This is a genomic window from Streptomyces sp. NPDC096079 (assembly GCF_040303145.1).
Classification (GTDB): domain Bacteria; phylum Actinomycetota; class Actinomycetes; order Streptomycetales; family Streptomycetaceae; genus Streptomyces.
The window spans coordinates 54,271-76,038 of record NZ_JBEOST010000013.1; the positions used below are offsets into that span (position 1 = coordinate 54,271).

The 21,768-nt window shown below is 72.9% G+C and carries 16 protein-coding genes; 5 read left to right on the top strand and 11 right to left on the bottom strand.

Annotated features, from left to right (window positions below; translation table 11 throughout):
- Positions 1-56 precede the first annotated feature (56 nt).
- The 3 genes from ABTY59_RS24760 to ABTY59_RS24770 all read right to left on the bottom strand — a co-directional run bounded on the left by ABTY59_RS24760 (position 57) and on the right by ABTY59_RS24770 (position 7,072).
- The gene (locus ABTY59_RS24760) at positions 57-425 is read right to left on the bottom strand and encodes an STAS domain-containing protein (RefSeq protein ID WP_352021215.1); all 369 of its coding nucleotides are present in this window, start codon (positions 423-425) and stop codon (positions 57-59) included.
- Between the two features lie 50 nt (positions 426-475).
- Positions 476-2,941 (bottom strand): SpoIIE family protein phosphatase, encoded by a 2,466-nt coding sequence (locus ABTY59_RS24765; protein ID WP_352021216.1) that lies wholly within the window; start codon positions 2,939-2,941, stop codon positions 476-478.
- A 120-nt stretch (positions 2,942-3,061) separates the two neighbouring features.
- A complete protein-coding gene (locus ABTY59_RS24770) occupies positions 3,062-7,072 on the bottom strand; it encodes a HAMP domain-containing hybrid sensor histidine kinase/response regulator (protein ID WP_352021217.1) in 4,011 nt (1,336 codons plus the stop codon).
- 343 nt (positions 7,073-7,415) lie between these two features.
- Between ABTY59_RS24770 and ABTY59_RS24775 the strand changes: the two genes are divergently transcribed.
- Positions 7,416-7,643, top strand: a complete 228-nt coding sequence (locus ABTY59_RS24775; protein ID WP_352021218.1) for a DUF5133 domain-containing protein — start codon at positions 7,416-7,418, stop codon at positions 7,641-7,643.
- 176 nt (positions 7,644-7,819) lie between these two features.
- A complete protein-coding gene (locus tag ABTY59_RS24780) occupies positions 7,820-7,969 on the top strand; it encodes a hypothetical protein (RefSeq protein ID WP_352021219.1) in 150 nt (49 codons plus the stop codon).
- A 7-nt stretch (positions 7,970-7,976) separates the two neighbouring features.
- Here ABTY59_RS24780 and ABTY59_RS24785 read toward each other — a convergent pair whose 3' ends face one another.
- Complete coding sequence (locus ABTY59_RS24785; RefSeq protein WP_352021220.1) at positions 7,977-8,822, bottom strand: DUF4389 domain-containing protein; 846 nt, start codon at positions 8,820-8,822, stop codon at positions 7,977-7,979.
- A 179-nt stretch (positions 8,823-9,001) separates the two neighbouring features.
- On the bottom strand, positions 9,002-9,589 hold the full coding sequence (locus tag ABTY59_RS24790) for a DinB family protein (RefSeq protein WP_352021344.1): 588 nt from the start codon (positions 9,587-9,589) through the stop codon (positions 9,002-9,004).
- Between the two features lie 208 nt (positions 9,590-9,797).
- On the opposite strand from ABTY59_RS24790, the gene ABTY59_RS24795 reads away from it, so the two are divergent.
- Positions 9,798-10,889 (top strand): PP2C family protein-serine/threonine phosphatase, encoded by a 1,092-nt coding sequence (locus ABTY59_RS24795; RefSeq protein ID WP_352021221.1) that lies wholly within the window; start codon positions 9,798-9,800, stop codon positions 10,887-10,889.
- 45 nt (positions 10,890-10,934) lie between these two features.
- Here ABTY59_RS24795 and ABTY59_RS24800 read toward each other — a convergent pair whose 3' ends face one another.
- From ABTY59_RS24800 to ABTY59_RS24815, 4 genes are all read right to left on the bottom strand, one after another.
- Positions 10,935-13,325 (bottom strand): SpoIIE family protein phosphatase, encoded by a 2,391-nt coding sequence (locus ABTY59_RS24800; protein WP_352021222.1) that lies wholly within the window; start codon positions 13,323-13,325, stop codon positions 10,935-10,937.
- Between the two features lie 191 nt (positions 13,326-13,516).
- The gene (locus ABTY59_RS24805) at positions 13,517-13,879 is read right to left on the bottom strand and encodes an excalibur calcium-binding domain-containing protein (protein ID WP_352021223.1); all 363 of its coding nucleotides are present in this window, start codon (positions 13,877-13,879) and stop codon (positions 13,517-13,519) included.
- A gap of 4 nt (positions 13,880-13,883) precedes the next feature.
- Complete coding sequence (locus ABTY59_RS24810) at positions 13,884-15,482, bottom strand: prepilin-type N-terminal cleavage/methylation domain-containing protein (protein ID WP_352021224.1); 1,599 nt, start codon at positions 15,480-15,482, stop codon at positions 13,884-13,886.
- A gap of 77 nt (positions 15,483-15,559) precedes the next feature.
- Positions 15,560-16,192, bottom strand: coding sequence for an excalibur calcium-binding domain-containing protein (locus tag ABTY59_RS24815; protein WP_352021225.1), 633 nt, complete (start codon positions 16,190-16,192; stop codon positions 15,560-15,562).
- A 288-nt stretch (positions 16,193-16,480) separates the two neighbouring features.
- On the opposite strand from ABTY59_RS24815, the gene ABTY59_RS24820 reads away from it, so the two are divergent.
- Together ABTY59_RS24820 and ABTY59_RS24825 are read left to right on the top strand one after the other, a co-directional pair.
- Positions 16,481-17,710 carry a type 2 periplasmic-binding domain-containing protein gene (locus ABTY59_RS24820; protein WP_352021226.1) on the top strand — a complete coding sequence of 410 codons (1,230 nt, stop codon included), beginning with the start codon at positions 16,481-16,483 and terminating at the stop codon, positions 17,708-17,710.
- A 271-nt stretch (positions 17,711-17,981) separates the two neighbouring features.
- Positions 17,982-19,967, top strand: coding sequence for an FG-GAP-like repeat-containing protein (locus tag ABTY59_RS24825; RefSeq protein WP_352021227.1), 1,986 nt, complete (start codon positions 17,982-17,984; stop codon positions 19,965-19,967).
- Positions 19,968-20,077: 110 nt separating this feature from the next.
- Here ABTY59_RS24825 and ABTY59_RS24830 read toward each other — a convergent pair whose 3' ends face one another.
- Positions 20,078-20,626: a PadR family transcriptional regulator gene (locus ABTY59_RS24830; RefSeq protein WP_352021228.1), complete on the bottom strand. Its 549-nt coding sequence runs from the start codon at positions 20,624-20,626 to the stop codon at positions 20,078-20,080.
- A gap of 215 nt (positions 20,627-20,841) precedes the next feature.
- Positions 20,842-21,660, bottom strand: coding sequence for a prepilin peptidase (locus ABTY59_RS24835; RefSeq protein WP_352021229.1), 819 nt, complete (start codon positions 21,658-21,660; stop codon positions 20,842-20,844).
- Positions 21,661-21,768: the final 108 nt, after the last annotated feature.

Sequence of the window (21,768 nt, forward strand, 5' to 3'; positions counted from 1 at the left end):
TGAACTTCCTTCTCTCCTGGGCCCGGTCCCCTGCACGGGGACCGCGCCGCCTTCCGCTATCTCCCGCCGTCGGCCGCGGCGAGGGCCTCCGCCACGCCGTCGTGCGGCGGGATCGTCGTCGCCACTCCGGTGATCTCCAGGATGCGTCGCACCGCCGGCGTCGGCGCGGCGAGGTACAGGTCCCCGCCGTGCTCCCGCGCCCGGTGGACCGACCTGATCAGGACGTTGAGGCCCGACGAGTCCATGAAGCCGAGGCCGGACAGGTCGAGGACGAGACGGTGCCGCCCCCGGCCGAGCTGCTCCCTCACGTGGTGGTCGAGCCGGTCCGCCGTCTCCATGTCCAGCTCGCCCCCTACGGCGAGCACGGCCGTGCGGGCGTCGCGGACCTCGACGTCGACTTGCAGGTTCGGTTGCTGGTCGGACATGTTCCCTGCTTTCGGTGTGGGGGAAGGCCGCCGGGCGGACGCCCGGGCGATCAGGACACCCGGACGCCGACCACGCACGTGTCGTCGTCCGTGTCCGACTTGCTGCGGGCCAGCAGCTCGTCCAGCCGTCGTTCGAGGCTGTCGGACGGTTGCCTGGCGACGGTGAGCAGCTGGGCGACGGAGTCGTGGACGGCGGTGTCCCGCCGTTCGACGAGGCCGTCGGTGTACATCAGGACGACGTCGTCGGGTTCGAGCCGGACCTCCGCCTCCTCGTACTCGGCCTCGGCGAGCGCCCCCAGCAGGAGGCCGCGCAGCAGCGGCAGGTCGGCCGCCTCGCTGCCCCGGACCAGGACGGGCGGCAGGTGCCCCGCCCTGGCCCAGCGCAGCGTCCGGGTGTCGGGGTCGTAGATGCCGCAGACGGCCGTGGCCGTGACCTGGGCGGTGAGGTGGTGGGCGACGCTGTTCAGCCAGGACAGCAGCTGCCCCGGCCCCGCGCCCGTGACGGCGAGGCCCCGGAGGGCGTTGCGCAGGACCACCATCCCGGTGGCCGCCTCCACCCCGTGGCCCGCGACGTCCCCGACGCACAGGAGCACCTTCTTGGACGGCAGCACGACGGTGTCGTACCAGTCGCCGCCGACCAGCGAGTCGGACTCCGCCGGACGGTAGCGAACGGCGACGTCGAGGGTCGGCGCGTCGAGCGGCGGTCTGGCCGGCGGCATGATGGCGTGCTGGAGCTGGAGGGTGAGCCGGTTGCGCTCCTCGACCGCCTCCTCCGTGGCGGCCAGCCGGTCGCGGGTGGCGGAGAGGGCGACCTCGGTCCAGTGCTGCGCCGAGATGTCCTGGTAGGCGCCCCGGACGGCCTGGAGGCCGCCGTCGACGCCCAGGGCGGGTTCGGCGGTCACCCGGATGTGCCGCGTGACCCCGTCGTGCCGCAGCATGCGGAAGGCGGCGGAGCCCACCTGCCGCTGGTGCAGCACCGTCTGGAGGAAGCGCCGGATGGTCCCGGCGTCGTCGGGGTGGGCGTGCGCGGCCAGGTCGCGCAGGGCGACCGGCGGCTCGGTCGGGCGCCGGGCGAAGAGCTCGAAGAGCTGGCCGTGCCAGGTGATGTCGCCGGTGAGGACGTCCTCCTCGAACGCCCCGACCCGGCCCAGGCGCTGGGCGTGCTGGAGCAGGCTGGCGAGGCGCGCCGACTCGTCCTCGACGCGCCAGATGAGGAGGACGCCCGCTCCGTACCGGCTGATGCTGATGTCCGCCGACGAGGTGAGCGGCACCTGGTCCACCAGGGCGGTGAGCCGGGCCCGGCGGGCGCGGAACGGCTCGCCCGTCGCGTAGACGCGCTCGATCCGCTCGAAGAGCTCGCTCTCCCCGGCGGTCGCGGGGTACGCCTCCAGGAGCAGCGCCCCGTCGACGGCGGCGCGGGGCCGGCCCGCCGGGTCCTGGAAGTGGGCGTTGGCGTGCCGGATGCGGAAGTCGACGAGCGCGCCCGCCTCGTCCAGGTGGGGCGTCAGGACGAGGGCGGGGTCGTAGAGCCCGTCGGAGAGCTCGGCCAGCTCCCGCGCCCCGTCCACGGCGGGGAGGAGAAGCCCCGCGGGGCCCGCCTGGGCGGGCAGGGCCTCCAGGGTGTGCGCGCAGAGTTCCGCGAGGGCCTCGATCTGGCGGTCCACGGCCTGCGGCTGGGGTTCCAGCGGGCGGGGCCAGCAGATCTCCAGGACGCCGTGGATGCGTCCGCCCGTCCCCGCGGGGACGACCACACGACCGCCGTCGGGGTGCCGCGCGCGTCCGATCGACGGGATGCCGGCTGCCGCGAGGGAGCGGTATCGGACGGTACAGCGGCCGGACAGCGCCTGCCGGGCCGCCGTGGTCACCCCGGGGGGTACGTAGTGCCAGCGGTCCGCCTCCTCGGAGCCGAACCCGGCGTGGCCCCGCAGGCTCAGCGAGCCGTCCGGGCCGGTGGTCCAGATGGCCACGGCGACGGCGCCCAGGGGTTCGAGGGCGTGCGCGAGGAGCGACTCGGCGACGGCCTGGGTGTCCCCCGCGCCGAGCGCCGCGCTCTCCGCCGTGCGGAGCCGCACCGCGACCGAGGCGGCGGGCCCGGCGGGGCCGGGCTCGCCCATGGCCGTCCGCACGAACTCCCCGGCCACCTCGGCGACCTGGTCCCGGGCGGCCTGGTTGATGATGTCCGCGGCCAGCTCCAGGCGGGAGAGTCCGGCCCGCTCGGCGAGCTCGGCGAGCTGCCGGGCGGCCTGCGCCGGACCGCAGCCGAGACGCTCGACGATCACGCCCTTGGCGAGCTCGATCAGGGCGCGCCCCTCGGCCGCCGCGTGCGCGGCGCGCACCTCGCCACGCAGCCGCTCCACCGTGGCGGCCAGCCGGCCGTCGACGTCGCCGCCGGGCGCCCGCCGTGCGCCGTCGGCGGAGGGCGTGCCCGTGCCGACGGTCGGCGGCCCGGGCGTCGTACCGGCATGCCCGGCGAAGCCGTCGGACGGGTCTGCGTCCTGGAGGCGGGGGTCACTCACGTCGGCGAATCCTCGGTCAGGACGGCCTCGGGGCCGCCACACGGACGGGGACGGGGGGCGCCGGTTCGGCGCGGGCACCGGCGCGGAGCGCGCGCCGGTGCGGGGGTGACGGTCACGGGCCTACCGGCCGTTCAGCCAGCGGCCCACGCACGCGATGAGCTCGTCGGCGTCGACGGGCTTGGTCACGTAGTCGCTGGCGCCCGACGCGAGGCTCTTCTCGCGGTCACCGGGCATGGCCTTCGCGGTGACCGCGATCACCGGCAGCTCCGCGTACTCGGGCAGCTCCCTGATCCGTGCCGTCGCGGTGTAGCCGTCCATCTCCGGCATCATCACGTCCATCAGGACGAGGGAGACGGCCGGGTGCGCCTGGAGCGTCTCGATCCCCTTACGGCCGTTCTCGGCGTGCAGCACCGTGATGCCGTGCAGCTCCAGGATGCCGCTGAGGGCGTAGAGGTTGCGGGCGTCGTCGTCGACCACGAGGACCGTCCGGCCGCGCAGCGTGGTGTCGATGGCCTGGGGTGCCGGAGCCCGGTGGTCCCCGCGGACCAGGGGTACGACGTCGCCGGGCTGCTCGGCGGACAGGTGCAGGGCGATCCGCTCGCGCAGTTCGTCGAGGCTGGAGAGGAGCTCCAGCGGACGGCGGTGGGCGAGCTCCTGCAGGGCTCCCTCCTCGTCGGCGGGGAGGCGGCGGTTGTTGTGGGCGAGCACGGGGACGGTGCGGAGGGCCTCGTCGCCGTCCATGGCGTCGAGGAAGCGCAGGGCGTCGCCGTCCGCCATGTCGACGTCCAGCACGACGCAGTGGAACGGCTGGGTGGCCAGCGCGGTGGCCGCCTCCTGCGGGCCGACGACCGCGATCAGTTCGATGTCCGGCCGCGCGGCGTGCCCGGCGTCGGCGGCGAGCTGCGCGACGGCGTTCTCGGCGACGACCGCGAGGAGTCCGCGCGGGCGCTCCTCGATCACGAGGAGGCGCCGTGGCGACCGGACGGCCGGTGTGCCGGGCCCGGCCGGCAGGGCGAGGGCGGCGCCCTCGGACGGCACCGGGAGCGCGGTGGCCGCACCGTCCGCGGGGGCGGGCTTCTCCGTGAAGTCGGTGCGGGTGACGGGCAGGTAGAGGGTGAAGGTGCTGCCCTCGCCGGCGACGCTGCTGACCGTGAGGGCACCGCCGAGCAGATACGCGATCTCGCGGCTGATGGACAGGCCCAGTCCGGTGCCGCCGTACTTCCTGTTGGTCGTCCCGTCGGCCTGCTGGAAGGCACCGAAGATGGCTTCGAGGTTCTCGGCCGCGATGCCGATGCCGGTGTCCTTCACGCGGAAGGCGACGACGGGGCCGCCCCGGTGGACCGACACGGGGAGCTCGTCGTCGGACGCCGGCTCGATGCGGAGCGTGACGTCGCCGTGCTCGGTGAACTTCACTGCGTTCGAGAGGAGGTTGCGCAGCACCTGCCGGAGGCGGGTGTCGTCGGTGACCAGGTCGACGGGGACGCCGGCGGCCGTGGAGACCGCGAAGGCGAGGCTCTTCTGGGAGGTGAGCGGGCGGAAGGTCGCCTCGACGTAGTCGAGGAGCCTGCGCAGGGGCACGCGCTCCGGGTTGAGGTCCATCTTCCCGGCCTCCACCTTGGACAGGTCGAGGATGTCGTTGATCAGCTGCAGCAGGTCGGACCCGGCGGAGTGGATGATGCCGGCGTACTCGACCTGCTTGGCCGTGAGGTTGCGCGTGGGGTTCTGGGCCAGCAGCTGGGCGAGGATCAGCAGGCTGTTGAGCGGGGTGCGCAGTTCGTGGCTCATGTTCGCCAGGAACTCGGACTTGTACGTCGAGGCCAGCGCGAGCTGCTGGGCGCGGTCCTCCAACTCCTGCCGGGCCTGCTCGATCTGGAGGTTCTTGGCCTCGATGTCGCGGTTCTGCGTGGCGAGCAGGGCCGCCTTCTCCTCCAGTTCGGCGTTGGAGCGCTGGAGTTCCTCCTGCTGCACCTGGAGTTCCTCGGTGCGCGAGCGCAGTTCACCGGCGAGGCGCTGGGACTCGTCCAGCAGTTCGTCGGTGCGGGCGTTGGCGACGATGGTGCTGAGGTTGACGCCGACCGTCTCCATGAGCTGTGCCAGGAAGTTCCGGTGCACCGAGGTGAAGGGGCTGAAGGACATGAGCTCGATGACGCCGAGCACCTGGTCCTCGACGACGACCGGCAGGACCACGAGGCTGCCCCGGGCCGTGCTGCCGAGTCCCGAGGAGAGGGTGACGTAGTCGGCGGGGACGTTCTCGGCCGCGATGGTGCGGCGGCTGCGGGCGGCCTGTCCCACGAGCGACTCCCCCAGCCGGAAGCGGTCCCGGCCCCCTCCCGCCGGCCGGCCGTAGGAGCCGACGAGGCGGAGCTCGACGCCGTCCGCTCCGTCCTCGGCCAGGTAGAACGCGCCGTACTGGGCGGCGACGAGCGGCGTCAGCTCGTCCATGACGAGCTCGGCGACGACGTCCATCTCGCGGTGGCCCTGCATCAGCGCGGAGATGCGGGCGAGGCTGGACTTCAGCCAGTCCTGCTCCTGGTTGGCCCGGGTCGTCTCGCGCAGGGAGCCGACCATCGCGTTGATGTTGTCCTTGAGCTCGGCCACCTCGCCGGAGGCCTCGACGGTGATCGAGCGGGTGAGGTCGCCCTCGGCGACGGCGCTCGCGACCTCGGCGATGGCGCGAACCTGGCGGGTGAGGTTGCCGGCCAGCTCGTTGACGTTCTCGGTCAGGCGCTTCCAGGTCCCGGAGACGCCCTCGACCTCCGCCTGGCCGCCGAGCCGGCCCTCGCTGCCGACCTCACGGGCCACACGGGTCACCTCGGCGGCGAACGAGGAGAGCTGGTCGACCATCGTGTTGATGGTCGTCTTCAGCTCCAGGATCTCGCCCCGGGCGTCCACGTCGATCTTCTTGGAGAGGTCGCCGTTGGCGACGGCGGTGGTGACCTGCGCGATGTTCCGCACCTGACCGGTGAGGTTGTTCGCCATGGAGTTGACGTTGTCGGTGAGGTCCTTCCAGGTGCCGGCCACGTTCGGCACCCGGGCCTGGCCGCCGAGGCGGCCCTCGGTGCCGACCTCGCGGGCGACCCGGGTCACCTCGTCGGCGAAGGCGGACAGGGTGTCCACCATCGTGTTGATGGTGTCGGCGAGCGCCGCGACCTCGCCCTTCGCCTCCACGGTGATCCGGCGCGAGAGGTCACCCCGGGCCACGGCGGTGGCGACCTGGGCGATCGAACGCACCTGCCCGGTGAGGTTGGACGCCATCACGTTGACGTTGTCCGTCAGGTCCTTCCACGTGCCCGAGGCGCCCCGGACCGTGGCCTGGCCGCCGAGGTTCCCCTCGGTGCCGACCTCGCGGGCCACGCGCGTGACCTCGTCGGCGAAGGCCGAGAGCTGGTCGACCATCGTGTTGATGGTCGTCTTCAGCTCCAGGATCTCGCCCCGGGCGTCCACGTCGACCTTCTTGGACAGGTCGCCGGTGGCGACCGCGGTGGCGACGTGGGCGATCGCCCGCACCTGGGCGGTGAGGTTCCCGGCCATGGAGTTCACCGAGTCGGTCAGGTCGCGCCAGGTGCCGGAGACGCCCTTCACGTCGGCCTGGCCGCCGAGGATGCCCTCCGTGCCCACGTCACGGGCCATGCGCGTGACCTCGTCGGCGAAGGAGGAGAGCTGGTCCACCATCGTGTTGATGGTGTTCTTGAGCTCCAGGATCTCGCCGCGCGCGTCCACGTCGATCTTCTGCGACAGGTCGCCCTTGGCGACCGCGGTGGCCACCTGGGCGATGTCCCGGACCTGGGTGGTGAGGTTGCCGGCCATCGCGTTCACCGAGTCGGTGAGGTCGGCCCAGGTGCCGGAGACCCCGGGCACCACGGCCTGCCCGCCCAGGGTGCCTTCCGTGCCGACCTCACGGGACACCCGCGTGACCTCGGAGGTGAAGAGGGAGAGCTGGTCGACCATCCCGTTGAACACCCGGGAGATCTCGCCCATCAGGCCGTCCGCCTCGTCGGGCAGCCGGGTCCCGAAGTCGCCGTCCCGCACCGCCGTGAGCCCGGCCAGGAGCTGTCGGAGCTCCGGCTCGCCCACCTCGGCCGGAGCGGTCCTGACCCGGGTCGAGGACTCCTCGGTCGTCGTCTCAGACATGCCCCATCCTCGTTCCCCGAAAGGATTCCGTTTCCCGGCCGTTCGGACTCGGTCACGAGCCGGACGAACACGCTCCCCCCAGGGCGTTTCCGACCGCGATCGTTGCCGTACGGCAATGATGACGACACTACCCCTCCGTGATCCATACGAGGAGGGCGGTGCCGCGTCATACGGCCGGAACCCGCCGTCCGCCCGACCTCACGGCGCGATGCGCGGCCTGGAGGCGGCGCCCTCCGGACACCCGACGGTCCGCTGGACGGCTCCCTGGCATGCGACCCGGGTCCGGGGGTACGCGCTGCCCGGAACAGGGCGGTCGCCGCCCTGCCGACGACAGGAGCAGCACGTGCTGATGGCCCATCCCGTGGTCCTGCGCAACCTCATCGAGCAGTACGAGACCCTCAAGGCGCTCCGGGCGGAGAACGGCGGCGAGGAGGTACGGCGGCGCATGGACGACCTCGCGTACACGCTGTGCGTCTCCACCGGTACGCGTGACGTGGACACGGCACTCATCGCGGCCAGGCACCGGCTGCCGGGAGCTCGCCCCGAGGACGACTCGGCGCTGACCGCCTGAGCACGCGGACGAGCCCGGCACCCTCCGGCCGGAGGGTGCCGGGTTCTCGCCTACGACGTCGGCGGCCAGGTGTGAGACGGCCGCGACGGGCAACACGGGGTGACAGAGCACTACGCCCGGTGGCACGACGTGCCCCGTGCAACGACGTTCCGTCGCTTCGACCGAAGGAGCATCCCATGACCGCACTGCTGGCCCGCATCAAGCGATTCGCCCGCAGCCCCCAGGGCCGCGACGCGGCCGCGACCCTCCGCCGGGCCGCCGCCGACCCCCGCAGGCGCAGCCAGGCGCGGCGCCTCCTCGGCAGGCTGCGCGGCAACCACCGCTGACGGTCGCTCAGCCGGCCCGGCGGCCGAATCGGTACGCCCCGTCGCCGGGATCCGCCGCGGCGGCGGTGCGTCGCACGGTGCCCGCCCCGGTGCGGTCGTCGTCCCCGTCCTCGTAGTCGATCGTGCCCGAGGTCAGGTGCCCCGCGAGCCCGAGGAGCAGGAAGAGCCAGACCAGGACCTGCGCGGCGGTGCTCAGGCGCAGCGGACGCGTCGCGGAGTACGCGCGTGGCGCGGCCGGGTCGAGGGTGTCGCCCAGGAGCCCCTTGGGATACACCGGCGTCAGCATCGTCGCGTAGGCCGCCAGCCGCATCCGGTACCGGACGACGGCCGCCGTGGCCTCGAAGACCGGCTCGGGAAGGCGTCCCAGGACGATGCCGATCAGCCAGAACACCCAGCTGACGGCGAACCAGCCGGCCTGCGCGAGGCTGCTGACGATCGCCGCCGGGATCATGAGGATCAGCCGGAACAGCACGGCGAGGCGGTTGAGCGACGTGGCGCGCAGTTCGATCCTGACCGGGTGGCCGGGGGCCTCGAAGGAGAACGGCGGGTAGCGGTCGACGAGGAGGGCCGCACTGGCCGAGACCCGCGTCTGGTAGGCGAGGACGGAGCCCAGGAAGGACGCGATCGGGTCGGGCAGGCGGCCCAGGACCAGGGCGCTGAACCAGGCCACGATCGTGACGAAGAACGCGGCGATCGACAGCAGGGCGACGACGACGAACTGCGGCAGGAGCAGCAGCCAGCGCAGGAGCACCGTCCAGCGGCGCTGCCGCCCCGGCGGGGGCACGTCCAGGGCCGGCCGCCATTCGACCCCCTCCGCGTCCGTCGAGGGCCGGGGCTCCCAACCTTCAGCCATGACCGCCTCCGTCTCTTTCCCGCATCCCGCGCTCTCCCAGGTCAGGTCGATGCTGCCGCAACCGGTCGAGCCCCGCACCGCCACGGGGGCCACCGGGACCACACGGTCGGACGGGGGTGCTCAGGTGGGTCGGGTCAAGCGACTGGCGACGACCACGACCGGGGTCACTACGGTGACCTCTACGCCTCGACGGACGCGGCTGCCGACCTGGCGGCCCGGTCGATCTTCGCCCAGTGGGCCGCGCGGGCTTCCTCGTCGATCCGCCTCTCGAGTTCGGCGCGCAACCCGGTCCGGCCGTCGACGCCCTCGCGCAGGACGTCGGCGTGCCCGGCGTGCCGGATGGACTCGCCGAGGACGTGCACCATGACGGCGAACAGGTTCGTGGTGGCGTGGGGCTCCGGCCACCACGGCACGTGGCCGGGGGCGTCGAGGGGAAGCGCGTCGATCGTCGCGTCCGAGTGTTCCCACGTGCGCCGGTAGAACCCGATGATCTGTTCACGGGTCTCGTCCTCGGTCGCCCACAGATCGCTGCCATCGGAGTCCTGCCACCGGGGCAGCGGCTCCGGGGAAGGGCGGTCGAACACCTCGCCGAAGTACCTGGCCTCGACGGTGGCCACGTGTTTGACCAGACCGAGGAGGTTGGTGCCGGTCGCCGTCAGCGGTCGGCGGGCGTCGTATGCGGACAGGCCGTCGAGTTTCCAGAGCAGCGCCTCGCGGTCCCGTCGGAGTCTCCCGTGCAGGGTGTCTTTCGCGAACTCGTCGATCATGTGGGGTGAGCCTGCCATGGGCTGCTCGTGGTCTCAAGATCAGCTCCGTGGCCCACCACGCCCGGCCGCTCCACGGGCGGCGCTCTCGGCCTCCCGGTCAGTAACACGGCAGGGGGCGCGCCCTCGCCGGCGGGCGGGCGGGCCCTGTCGCACCTGTAGCCCCCTCGTCACGTCGCTGAGCGGGCCCCTCGCGGATACTCTGGGATTCATGATCGAGTCCGGACGGCCGCGGCTCAGTCGGAGCTACGGCTACGGCAGGCTCGTGCGGCTGTCGCCGGTGATTCTGACCGTCGTGATCGCCGGACTGGCCTACGCGACTCCGCCGGAGATGGCCTTCAGCCGCCTCCTGCCGGCGGCGCCGGCCTTGGCCGCCGCCATGTGGCCGGTCCTGCCGACCGTTCTCCTCGGGACCGTCTGCCTCCTCCTGATGATCGGCCTCAGCTTCGTCTTCCCCGATCTCGGGACGTGGTGGACGTGCGGGGGGATCGTCGCGGTCACCGTGGCCGCCGCGTACGGAAGCCACGTCAGGCTCCAGCGGGAGCGGACGCTCATCCAGGTGCGGCTCGTCGCGGACGCGGCCCAGCAGGTGGTGCTGCGGCCCCTGCCGCACCGCTTCCGGAACGTCGAGATCGAGTCGCTGTACCTCGCGGCCGCCGCGGAGGCCCGCATCGGCGGGGACTTCTACGAGGTGATCGACACTCCGTACGGGGTACGGCTGCTCATCGGCGACGTGCGGGGAAAGGGCCTGCCGGCGGTGGGGGCCGCCGCGGCGATCGTCAACGCCTTCCGGGAGGCGGCACACGGCGAGGCGTCCATGGCCGACGTCGCCCGCAAGCTCGACGCCAGCTGTGCCCGGCACAACGCCGCCCACCCACCCGAGGCACCGATGGAGCGCTTCGCCACCGCGCTGCTCGTCGAGATCCCGCATCAGGGCAGCCACATCACCATCGTCAACTGCGGACACCCCCCGCCCCTGGTCCACAGCCGCACGCACGTGCGCACCCTCGAACCGTCCGTCCCCTCGCCCCTGCTCAGCCTCGCGGAACTGATCGGCGACCAGTACCGCGCGGACGCCTTCGCCTTCGCTCCCGGTGAGCTCCTCCTCCTCTACACGGACGGGATCGCCGAGACCCGCGCCCGGGACGGCGAGTTCTTCCCGTTGACGGCATGGATGCGCCGGCAGCCCCCCACACCGCCCCGCGACCTGCTCACGGCGCTGCACCACGATCTCCTGCGGCACAGCAGAGGCACCCTCGACGACGACATCGCCGCCTTGGCCGTACGCCTGCACACGCCCTGAGCCAGGCCCGTGGGGCCCGTGCCGCCCCACGATCCCGGGAGGCGCTCACCCCACCGGCAAGGCCTGTTCCGCCCAGATCGTCTTGCCCGTCGGCATGTAACGCGTACCCCAGTGCTCGGTGAGCTGGGCGACCATGAACAGTCCGCGTCCGCCCTCCTCGTCGTTGCCGGCGTAACGGGCGTGCGGTGACGTGTGCTGCGAGTCGGAGACCTCACAGATGAGCGAACGGTCCCGGATCAGGCGCAGCCCGATCGGGCCCGAGGCGTGCCGGATCGCGTTCGTGACCAGTTCGCTGACCACCAGTTCCGTGGTGAAGGCCAGATCGTCCAGTCCCCACCGCCCGAGCTGCTCCGAGGCCATCGCACGCGCGCGTGCGACGAGCGCGGGGTCCGAGGGCAGCTCCCAGGCCGCCACCCTGCGCGCGTCCAGCGCGCGGGTGCGCACGACGAGGAGCGTCGCGTCGTCCCGTACGTGCTCCGGCGCCAGCTCCGCGACGATCTGCGCGCACAGGAGGTCGGGCGACGATCCTCGCTGCTCCCCCAGCACGGCCGCCAGGCGGTCCAGCCCGACGTCGACGCCCTGCCCCCGGGCCTCCACGAGGCCGTCGGTGAACAGGACGACCAGGCTGCCCGCGGCGAGCGCCACGTCCACGCCCTCGTAGGGAAGCCGCCCCACGCCCAGCGGAGCCCCCGGCGGCAGCCGGAGGAGGCTGACGGGGCCGTGCGGCTGCACCACGGCGGGCGGCAGGTGTCCCGCCGCTGCCCAGGTGCTCGTCCGGGACGCCGGATCGTAGGTCCCGTAGAGGCACGTCGCTCCGACGGCGCCACTGCCGTCCGGGCCCTTCGCGTGCTGGTCCGAGGCGTCCCTGGCGACCTGGTCGTTCAGCCGGGCCAGCAGTTCGTCGGGCGCGAGGTCCAGCTCGGCCAGGGTGCGCACCATCGCGCGCAGGCGCCCCATGGTGGCGGCGGCTCCCAGCCCGTGGCCGACGACGTCCCCCACGACGAGTCCGACGCGTGCGCCGGAGAGCGGGATGACGTCGAACCAGTCGCCGCCAGCGCCGAGGTGGCTGTCGGCGGGCAGATAGCGGCTCGCCGCGTCGACCGCGCTCAGCTCGGGCAGCGAGCGCGGCAGCAGACTGCTCTGGAGCATGAAGGCGGAGGTGCGCTCCCGGCGGTACCGCCGGGCGTTGTCGATGCACACGGCGGTGCGCGAGGCCAGTTCCTCCGCCACCGCCCGATCGCCGTCGTCGAAGGGTTCCGAGGCCTCGCCCCGCACGAAGGTGACGAGGCCCCACGGCGTCCCCCGCACGATCAGCGGGACGTACAGCCGTGTCGTCCCGGCCACGGCGTCCGCGGTCGTACGGCCCCCGGCGAGGCTCTCGGCCTGCGACGATCCGGGGGCGTACGCGACCCGCTCGCCCACCCGTGCGGGTTCCGCCTCGGAATCGGCCACGCGGACCAGGTCCCCTGCCGTGACGGGCTTGGGTTCCTCCCCTTCGAGCACCTCCGCCGCCACGTCGACCAGCACGGCGTCGGCGTACCTCGGTACGGCGGTCTCGGCGAGCTCCGCCGCCGTACCGGACGGGTCGAGCGTCGCCCCGATCCGCGCACCGGCCTCCGCGAGGAGCGCGAGGCGCTGCTGCGCACGGTAGTGGTCGGTGACGTCGATGGACTGTTCGCACACGCCCACCGGCTCGCCCCGGCCGTCGAGCAGCCGGAAGTACGACGAGGACCAGACGTGCTCACGCCGCGGGTCCGAGGGGGCGCGCCCGCGGAAGTGCACGTCGATGACCGGCTCACCGGTGTCCAGGATCCGCTGGACGAAGTCCTCGGGCGGCTCCAGGTGCTGGGTGGTGAGGACGTCTCCGGGGAAGAGTTCGGTCATGGAGCGGCCCAGCGACGCGGTGAGGTCGCCGCCGAGTTCCCGGACGCTGGACTCGTTGGCCCACAGGAGGCGCGCGCCGGGGCCGTAGATGGTGAGTGTCACCGGCGACTGGGTCACGAGCCCCTGGAGCATCGCCTGCCGGGTCTCCCACCAGCGGAGCTCGTCCAGCTCGGCGGCCATGAGGACGGCGGAGGGGGCCCGGCCCGTGGGGTCCGCTCCGGAGGCGGGGGCCAGGGGGCGCAGGGTCACCGCCACGCGGACGGTGTGTCCGTCGCGGTGGCGCACGTCCACGACGGCGCTGCGTGTTCCGTCGAGCCGCGGGTCCGGCCGTCGCTCTTCCGTTCCGTCGCGATCGGCGTGCGGGGGTACGAGCAGGTCCGCGGCCCGGCGTCCCACCACCTGGGCGGCGGAATAGCCCACGAGGGCCTCGGCCTCGCGGCTCCACCCGACGACGACGCCGTCCGGGGCGAGCAGGGCGAGAGCGGCCGGGGGCGGACCGAGGTGCCCGCCGTCGTCCGCCCCGGCGAGAGGGGTGAAAGGCAGCCCTTCCATGGTCCCATCATCCTTCTGAGCCGTCGTGGCCGCAGTGCGCTCGGTCCCGTGGCGAGTCCGCGTCCACGACGGCACGAGCCCTCGTGTACGGGCTTCCCCCGCCAGGACGGCCTCCAGAACCGTACGGGGAGGCCGCTCGGGTCGCGGACCGGCCGCCGTCGCCTGCCTCGCGGCGGCGGCACTCGACCGGCTCAGGAGGCCGGAGGTCCGGTCGGTCCGGTGATGGGTGCTCCGTCCTTGTCGGTCATGAAGTCGCGGTGGACCGGCTTCCTGTCCGTCGGCCCGGGGAGGTCCGGGCACGCGATGCCGTCGCCGTCCCGGTCGAGTCCGTTCGGGTCGTAGACGTCCGCTCGGAGCACCGCCTGGGCGTCGGCCTGGGCCTTGAACCCGTCGCAGTCGACCACGTGCCCCTTGTGCACGTACGGAGCGACGTCAAACGTGTGCTGCGGGGCCTCGTTGCCGGAGCACCCGGCCAGGACGATCGCCGTGATCACCCCGACCGTCGCGCGGAAGGGCATCCCGCGCCGGTGGAGGGTGTGTGACTGGTCCTTCATGGTCTCAGGCCGATCCCGTCCGGAACACCGTGACCGTTGCGAGCGACGGATCGACCGCGTACGCCTTCGCCGACCTGCCGTTCACGGCCAGCACGGCGAACTGGCGGGACTCGGCGAGCGGATCCTGCGTCAGGAGCGTGGTGCCGTCCGCCGCCCAGATGCCGCCCGGCGCGACGACGTTGCCGGCCGTGTCGGTGCCGTAGGTCTGCGCGACGAGGACCCGGTTGGAGCTGTCCAGCACGGCCATCTTGTGTGCGCTGTTCCCGACGTTGGACAGGGCCGGCCCGCAGACCGCCGCCTGCCGCGTGGCCGTCGTCCCGGTGATGCGGCCGACGCGTCCGGCGACGCCGCCGCAACGCTCCGCGACGTTGGTGCTGGTGTAGACGTACACCGACCCCGACGCGGCGCTGTAGACGGCGGTGACCGGAACGGAGGCCACTCCCGTCGCGGGGTCGTCGATCGCCGTCGAGCTGCCGTCGGCGGGGTTGATGGCGATCGTCGTCGCGACGGCGGTCGTCTGTCCCGCGACACACCTCCGTGCCAGGAGGTAGACGCGGTTCAGGTGGGGATCGACGACGGTCCGGCCGACGGCCGTGCCCGCGGCGAGGAAGTTCCCGGTGTAGGTGGATCCGCAGGCCGTCTTCGTCCGGAACTTCCAGACGAGTGAGGCCTTGTGGGTCGTCGAGGAGATGGCGAAGAGGCCGATGCCGGCCGCGTCGCTCTCGCCGGCGCCGACACTGTTCTTGGCGAGGTACACCGCGTGGCGGGCGGTGTCGAAGGAGAAGTCCGTGCCGCCGCTCGCGCCCACGAGCCCCGCGACGGGCAGGGGGATCGGCGTCGCCGTCGAGGTGCCGGCCGCGATGTAGGCGACCGTCGACTTGCCGCCCGTACCGCCGGCGACGTAGACGTCGCCGTTCTCGGGGGAGACGGCCACGGCGCTCACGGTGGCCGCGAAGTCGATGTGGCTCACTCGATCGGCGTTCGCTGTGTCGATGACCGCCAGGCCGCCGGCACCTCCGACGTAGACCCGCCCCGTCCCGGGGTCGACCGCGATCCGGGTCGGGTCCGACACGGCGCCGGAGACGTCGATCGGGGGACCGATGGGGGTGTCGGTCTTGCCGTCGATCACGGTCACGTTGCCGCGGCCGCCGCTGCCGGAGGCCACGACGTACACGCGGTCGGCCTTCTCGTCGACCGCGAGGTCGACCGGACCGGCGCCCACCGGAATCCCGTCCGCCGCGCCCTGCATCGGCGAGGTTCCGTACAGGGTGAACGACGAACTGGCGCCTCGGCCGCACTTGTTCCCGTTGCCGACCGCCACCGAGTTGTACTCCGGTTCGCCGGGCAACAGCTTGGCGTCGATCAGGTCGTCGATCGACGCGTAGCGTCCGTGCTTCGCGCAGTAGGCCTCCTCCGCCGTTCGCAGGGTCGCCGCGTCCGCGGCGACCGCGTTCTTGCGGCCCTTGTCGCCGATGCCCCTGACGGAGAACACCACGATCGCGGCGAGGACACCGAGGATCACGATGGTCACGAGCAACTCGATGAGCGTGAAGCCGTCCTGGCGTCTGGCGCGCGAGGAGAGCGGGCGGTGGTCCGGTGTCATGACGGTCGGGGCTTCCTTCGATCGATGGGTCACGTCCGGCCCGAGCGCACGCGCGAGCCCTTGCCGCGGCGCGGTGTTCACCGTCGCACCGGCTTGTCGTCCTCGGGGCCCGGCAGGTCCGGGCACGCGATGCCGTCCCCGTCGTCGTCGAGACGGTTCGGGTCGGCCTGCTCGAAGCGCAGGACGGCCTGCGCGTCCGCCTGGCTCGCGAGGTCGGAGCAGTCGTAGGCGTCGTTGCCGAAGCGCAGGAACCAGCGGGCGTCGAAGGCCCGCTTCGGCTGCGGGCACAGCGCGCTGCGCGGGTCGCCGGGACCGCACGTGAACTTCCGCTCGCGGGCCACCGGTTCGGTGTCGCGCGGTTCCGGCAGTCCGCGGCACGCGACGCCGCCTCCGTCGTCGAGGCGGTTCGGATCGCGGGGGTCGGCCCGCAACACCGCCTGGGCATCCGCCTGACTGGCGAAGTTGACGCACTCGAAGGCGTTGCCGTGCGTGGCGTACTCCTTCGCGTCGAACACCTCGCTGTCGGGGCAGAGCGCGGAACGCGGGGTGCCCGGCGTGCACCAGGCGGGTGCGGAATTCCGGCCCTGCGGCGCGGAATCCGACCCGTCGCGCACCAGCACCACCACGACCAGCACCACCGCGGCCGCCGCGAGGACCAGTACGCCCCGCCCGATCGCGCGCGAGCGCGACAGTCTTCTCTTCACTGCCATAGGACGCCTCTGCTCATCGTGCCGCCAGCCCTTCCCTTGCGCGCCGCAGCGGGCCGACGGCACTCACCCGTCGGCCCGCTGCGGGCTGGACGTGTGCATTACACCCACAGTGAGCAAAGTTGTCAATCATTGACTACTGAGTGATCGCGTGAGCACCATCTAGGCGTGTGCGGCACCGTCACGCCGAGAGTGACGCAGATGCATAAGAGATTTCGGACATCCGCTCACTCCCCCCAGCGGGGCTCTCACGCGGCAGCCGCCGCCAACCGGATCGACTAGGAGTAGCACATGCAAAGACAGTCCATGCGTGCCCGGAGCGCGAAGGGCTCCGGCCTCACCGCGATGCGCCGGATGCGGAAGGTCTTCGCGGCGGGCGCCCTCGCCACCGCGCTGATCGCCACCGCGGCGCCGGTGGCGTCCGCCACGACGGATTCGCAGGTCGGGGTCGCGAACAACATGTACCCCGCCCTCAAGGACATGAAGGGCCGGATCGCGACGATCCAGGGGTTCACCGCGTTCACCGCGAACACCGCGTCGCAGGTCGGCGGGTACTGGAACAAGCCGGCGATCGACACCTCGACGATGCGGGGCATCACGTCGGGAAGCCTGCGCCAGCAGCTGAAGAGCGCCGGCCCCTACACCACGTGCAACCCCTCCTCGTCGAACAACTGCGTCGACGGCCCGCTGCACATCGACGCGTTCCTGTCGGCGGACGAGGCGAACGTGGACGCGGTCATCCCGACCTCGGACGGCGGGACGTGCACGGCGAGCGCGGGCGTCGAGTGCAACGGCGACGCCGACAGCAAGCGCCCGGTGGCGATCGGGCACCTGGCGATCTACAGCTGCAGCGGAAACTGGGCGGGCTCGACCAAGGGCGACGACCCGTCCAACGGCGGGACTCCGCCGCTGGCGCTCGGCGCCGACGCCAACGGCAGCGGCAACGGCAAGGCGCAGTCGCCCCGTTGTGATGCCACGCCGGTCTCCGGCGGTGCTCCCACGACGGTCTCGGACCTGGTGACGTGGCTCGGGACGAGCGGGCGCCGGGTCGCGGTCGCCGACCCGGCCTCCGCTCCGTTCGGCGCGGCCTCCAAGCAGGCGCTGATCCAGAACGGGTTCACCTGGACCGAGAGCGGTGCGGGCCAGAACGTGTTCCGGGGCAGCGCGTGCGACAGCGCGGGCACGGCGTGCAAGGTGCGCGTGGAGTCGGGGATCAGCCAGGTCCGCGGCGCGGTCACGGCGAACGCCGGCGGCAACACCCAGCTGGGCCTCGTCGCGAAGTCGAACGTCGTGAACGTGAGCTGGACGTCGAGTTCGCTGAACGGCACCACGTCCAACGACCCCAACGTGTGGTCCGAGGTCGACGCGAGCGAGTACTCCGGATACGGCGACATCCAGCAGTTCGGCGTCGCCCTGACCGGCGGCAACACCGGTGCGGCGGCCGCCTGGAGCGACCTGTTCAGGAACAAGTGGGAGACGGACAGCACCATCCAGTCGACCCTCGCCGCCTACGGCTACTAGGCCACGAGCGGGGCAGCGGACCGCCGGCCGGGCGCGGGCGCCCCGCCGGCGGTCCCGGCCCGCGGGCCCGCGCCCCCGACCTCACGGCGCCGACCGCGTCCGCCTGCCTTAGTTGTCAATCGTTGACTAGTGGAAACGGGCGGGAACGCCGCCCGGCCACGCGTGCCGGCCGGATCGGCAACGGCCGGCACGGCAGCTCATCCCTCGGCGGCAGCCCCGCCGAGCGCGTCACCGACTCTCCGCATTCCAGGCCCTGAGGAGGGGCCTCATCATGAGCAGATCACCACGTCGTCACCTCACCCCGGACGGCCGCGCGGCCACGGTCACGCGCCTGCGGTCACGCCGGATCCCGGCGCTCGCCCTCGCGGTGGCGACCGTCGCCATGGTCGCCACCGCGGCCTCGGCGACCGGAGCCAACACGACCGGCTTCGGAACCGCGGTGAACCTCGACGACAACGGCCGCGGCGGCTCCGCCGTGGCGATCGGCGATCTCGACGACGACGGGACGCCGGACCTGGTGACGGGCATCCGCACCGAGGGCATCGGCGTCTTCCTCGGTACCGGCGGCGGCACCTTCGGCGCCGTGACGAAGTACGCGGCGCCCCGCACCTCGTCGAGCCTCTTCCTCCACTCGGCGGTGATCCGCGACGTCGACGGCGACGGCGACCAGGACGTCGTCAGCCAGGACGCGCGCGGAAACGTCGCCCTGGTCTGGCTCGGCGACGGCTCCGGAGCGCTCGGCGCCGGCACGGCGCTGCAGCTCAACCCGACGCCCGGGTGCGACACCACCGGCGACAACCCGTGTGTCGCGCGCTTCCCCACCGACGTCTCCGTCGGCGACTTCGACGAGGACGGCAAGCCGGACCTCGCGACGTCCAACACGAACACGCACAACGTCTCCGTGGTGCGCGGCAACGGCGACGGCACGTTCGGCGCGGCGACGCAGCACGCACTGGGCGCCGGCACCGGCCCGCAGGGCATCGCCGCCGCCGACCTCGACGGCGACGGCCATCAGGACCTCGTCACGGCGAACACCGCGAACGGCACGCTCTCCGTGCTGGCGGGCGACGGGACCGGGGGCTTCGGCACGGCGTCGAGCGTCCCGGCCGGGGTGACACTGCCGTCCGAGCTCAAGCTCGCCGACGTCGACGAGGACGGCGCGCTGGACGCGGTCCTCGTGGCACCCGGCCCGGGGAGCGTCGCCGTCCTGCTCGGCGACGGCGCGGGCGGGTTCGGCACCGCGAGCGTCCTGTCGGCGGGGGCGAACCTCACCTCCGTGTCCGTGTCCGACCTGAACGGCGACGGGCACGTCGACCTGGTCGCCGCCGGCTCCGAGTCGAGCCAGGTCGTGGTGCTCGAGGGCGACGGCACCGGCGCGTTCGGCGAGCCGCTCGCGTTCGGGCTCAACGGCGGCAGCAACCCGCAGGCCATCGCGGTGGCCGACCTCGACGGCGACGGGCGCCCCGATGTCGTCACCGCCAACAGCAACAGCCTGGCGGCGTTCGTCAAGGACGCGTCGGTCCTCCTCAACGCGACGAACCGGACGCCGACCGCCGCCGACGAGTCGTACGGCAAGGTCGGCGCGGACACCCCGCTCACCGTCGCCGCTCCCGGTGTCCTCGGCAACGACACGGACCCCGACGGCTCCGCGCTGACGGCCTCGGTCGTGACCGGGCCGACGCACGGCACCCTCACGCTGAACCCGGACGGCTCGTTCGGCTACCAGCCGGGCAGCGGCTACGTGGGGAGCGACAGCTTCACGTACAAGGCGACCGACGGCACGGTCGACTCCAACATCGCGACGGTGACCATCGGCGTCTCGGCCGGCTGCAACGGCCTCGCCGCCACGATCACCGGAAACGGGACCGTGACCGGCACGAGCGGCTCCGACGTGATCGTGACCGGCAACGGGAACGACAGTGTCAGCGGGAACGGCGGCAACGACACCATCTGCACGTTCGGCGGCGACGACGCCGTGTCCGCCGGCAGCGGCAACGACCACGTCGACGGCGGGGACGGCAAGGACGCGGTCAGCGGCGGCGACGGCACCGACACCGTCAAGGGCGGGGCGGGCAACGACGCGCTCTCCGCGGGCAACGGCAACGACACCGTGATCGGCGGCGCCGACAGCGACACCCTCTCCGGCGGCAGCGGCGCGGACGTCTGCGCCGGCGACGCCAACGGCGGCCCGACGCTGCCGGGCACGGACGCGATCGCGGTCGGCGGCTCCTGCGAGACCGTCGTCGAGGTGCCGTAGCCGGCGAGCCGCTCCGGGCGGCTCCCGGAAGACCCTGATGTACGAGACGGGCCCGGCGATCGCGAAGAGGCGACCGCCGGGCCCGTCGGACTGTGCGAGCGAGCGTGACGTCAGCCGCTCTTGACCGCCGGCCGCGTCGCGTCGACGTCGACGGCGTCGAGGAACCGGCCCGCGGCGCGCACGTGTTCCAACCGCCAGGCGTAGATCGCACGGGTGAGGTAGTCGCCGGTGTGCTCCTTGGCGCGCAGCGACTCCTCGATCTCGTCGATGACGACCCGCTGACGCTCGACCAGGCGAGCCGGGCTGGCCTCACGGCGCTGGAGCAGCAGGAGCTTGCAGGTGAGCTCGGCACGGACGTCGAACAGCTGGACCACGGGTTCACCGAGCCACCGGCTGACCGCCGTCTTCGCCGAGCGGGTGGCGGCGTAGATCATGCGCTGCGGGCCGCGATTGCCTTCCTCGGCACCGACCGGGGTGATCAGTTCGCGCTCGACCAGCCTCGTGATCGACCGGTAGACCATGGGGCGCGAGACGTACCAGAACTCGCCGATCGCGGCGCCTTCTGCTGTGAGTGCCGCGATGGCGAAGCCGTGGGTGGGGCGTTCGGCCATGAGAGCGAGCACGATCCACTCGGCGAGTGGCAGATCAGGGTTTCCCATGGGTAACAGGGTAAGGGGCGTCGCGGGCGTTCGCGGTGTCGCCCCGGTGGGGGTCCGGAGCGCCCGGTCGAGGGGGTGAGGGGCGGATCGCGGGAGGACAGCGCGGCCGGGCGAGGGGCGGATCGCGGGAGGCCAGCGCGGCCGGGCGAGGGGCGGATCGCGGGAGGACGGACCGCGTCTTCCGCGTGCGGAAGGCCCTCCGGCCGGGGGCGGAGTCAGGGGCGGACCAGGGAGAACGGCGCGCCTGTCGCGTAGGGATCGCTCACGGTCTCGTACCAGTGGACGACGGGAGCGCCGACGAGGAGCGCGGCGATGGCGCCCGCGGCGAGGAACACGCCGAAGGGGAGACGGGTATGGCGGTTCGCCCGCCCCGCCGCCATGAGCACGACGGCCACGACCAGTCCCGCGACGCTGCCGGCCATCAGCGCGAAGACGAGATGTCCAGGACCGAGCCAGCCCAGCCCGGTGCCGAGCAGGCCGGCCAGGCGCACGTCGCCGAACCCGAGCCAGGCCGGCCGCACCCCGTGCAGGGCGAGGAAGACGGCGAACCCGCCCACTCCGCAGGCCGCGGTCACGACGAGCCGATGCCACTGGCCGGTGGCCGCGGCTGCGGCGAGGAGACAGGCGGCGGTGAGGCCGAGAGTGGGGTAGACCAGCCGCCGGGGGAGCAGGAACCGCTCGGCGTCGCAGGCGGCCAGGGCCAGCAGCCCCGCGGTGAAGACGAGTGCGGCCGGCAGCATTTCCGACCGCCCGAAACGCAGCGCCTCGGCGGCGAACAGGATCGCGGTGAGTGCTTCGACGAGCGGGTAGCGCGCGGGGATCGGAACCCGGCAGGCGCGGCAGCGCCGGCCCAGCAGGAGCCAGGACACGACGGGGATGTTGTCCCGGGCCGCGATCGGGGTGGCGCATCGCGGGCAGGCGGAGCGGGGCCGTACGACCGAGCGGCCGGCGGGCACCCGGGAGACGGCGACGTTGAGGAACGACCCCACCGCGAGCCCCAACAGACCGATGAACGCGGCATATGCGTATGACATGGGCGCAATGGTGCCGTACCGGATGGATCAGTCGCCACAGGAGAGGGTGCGGCAGTCCGGACCGGCTCCGCGCACCTCCGCCGCGCGCGGACGGCGGTGCGCCGGACG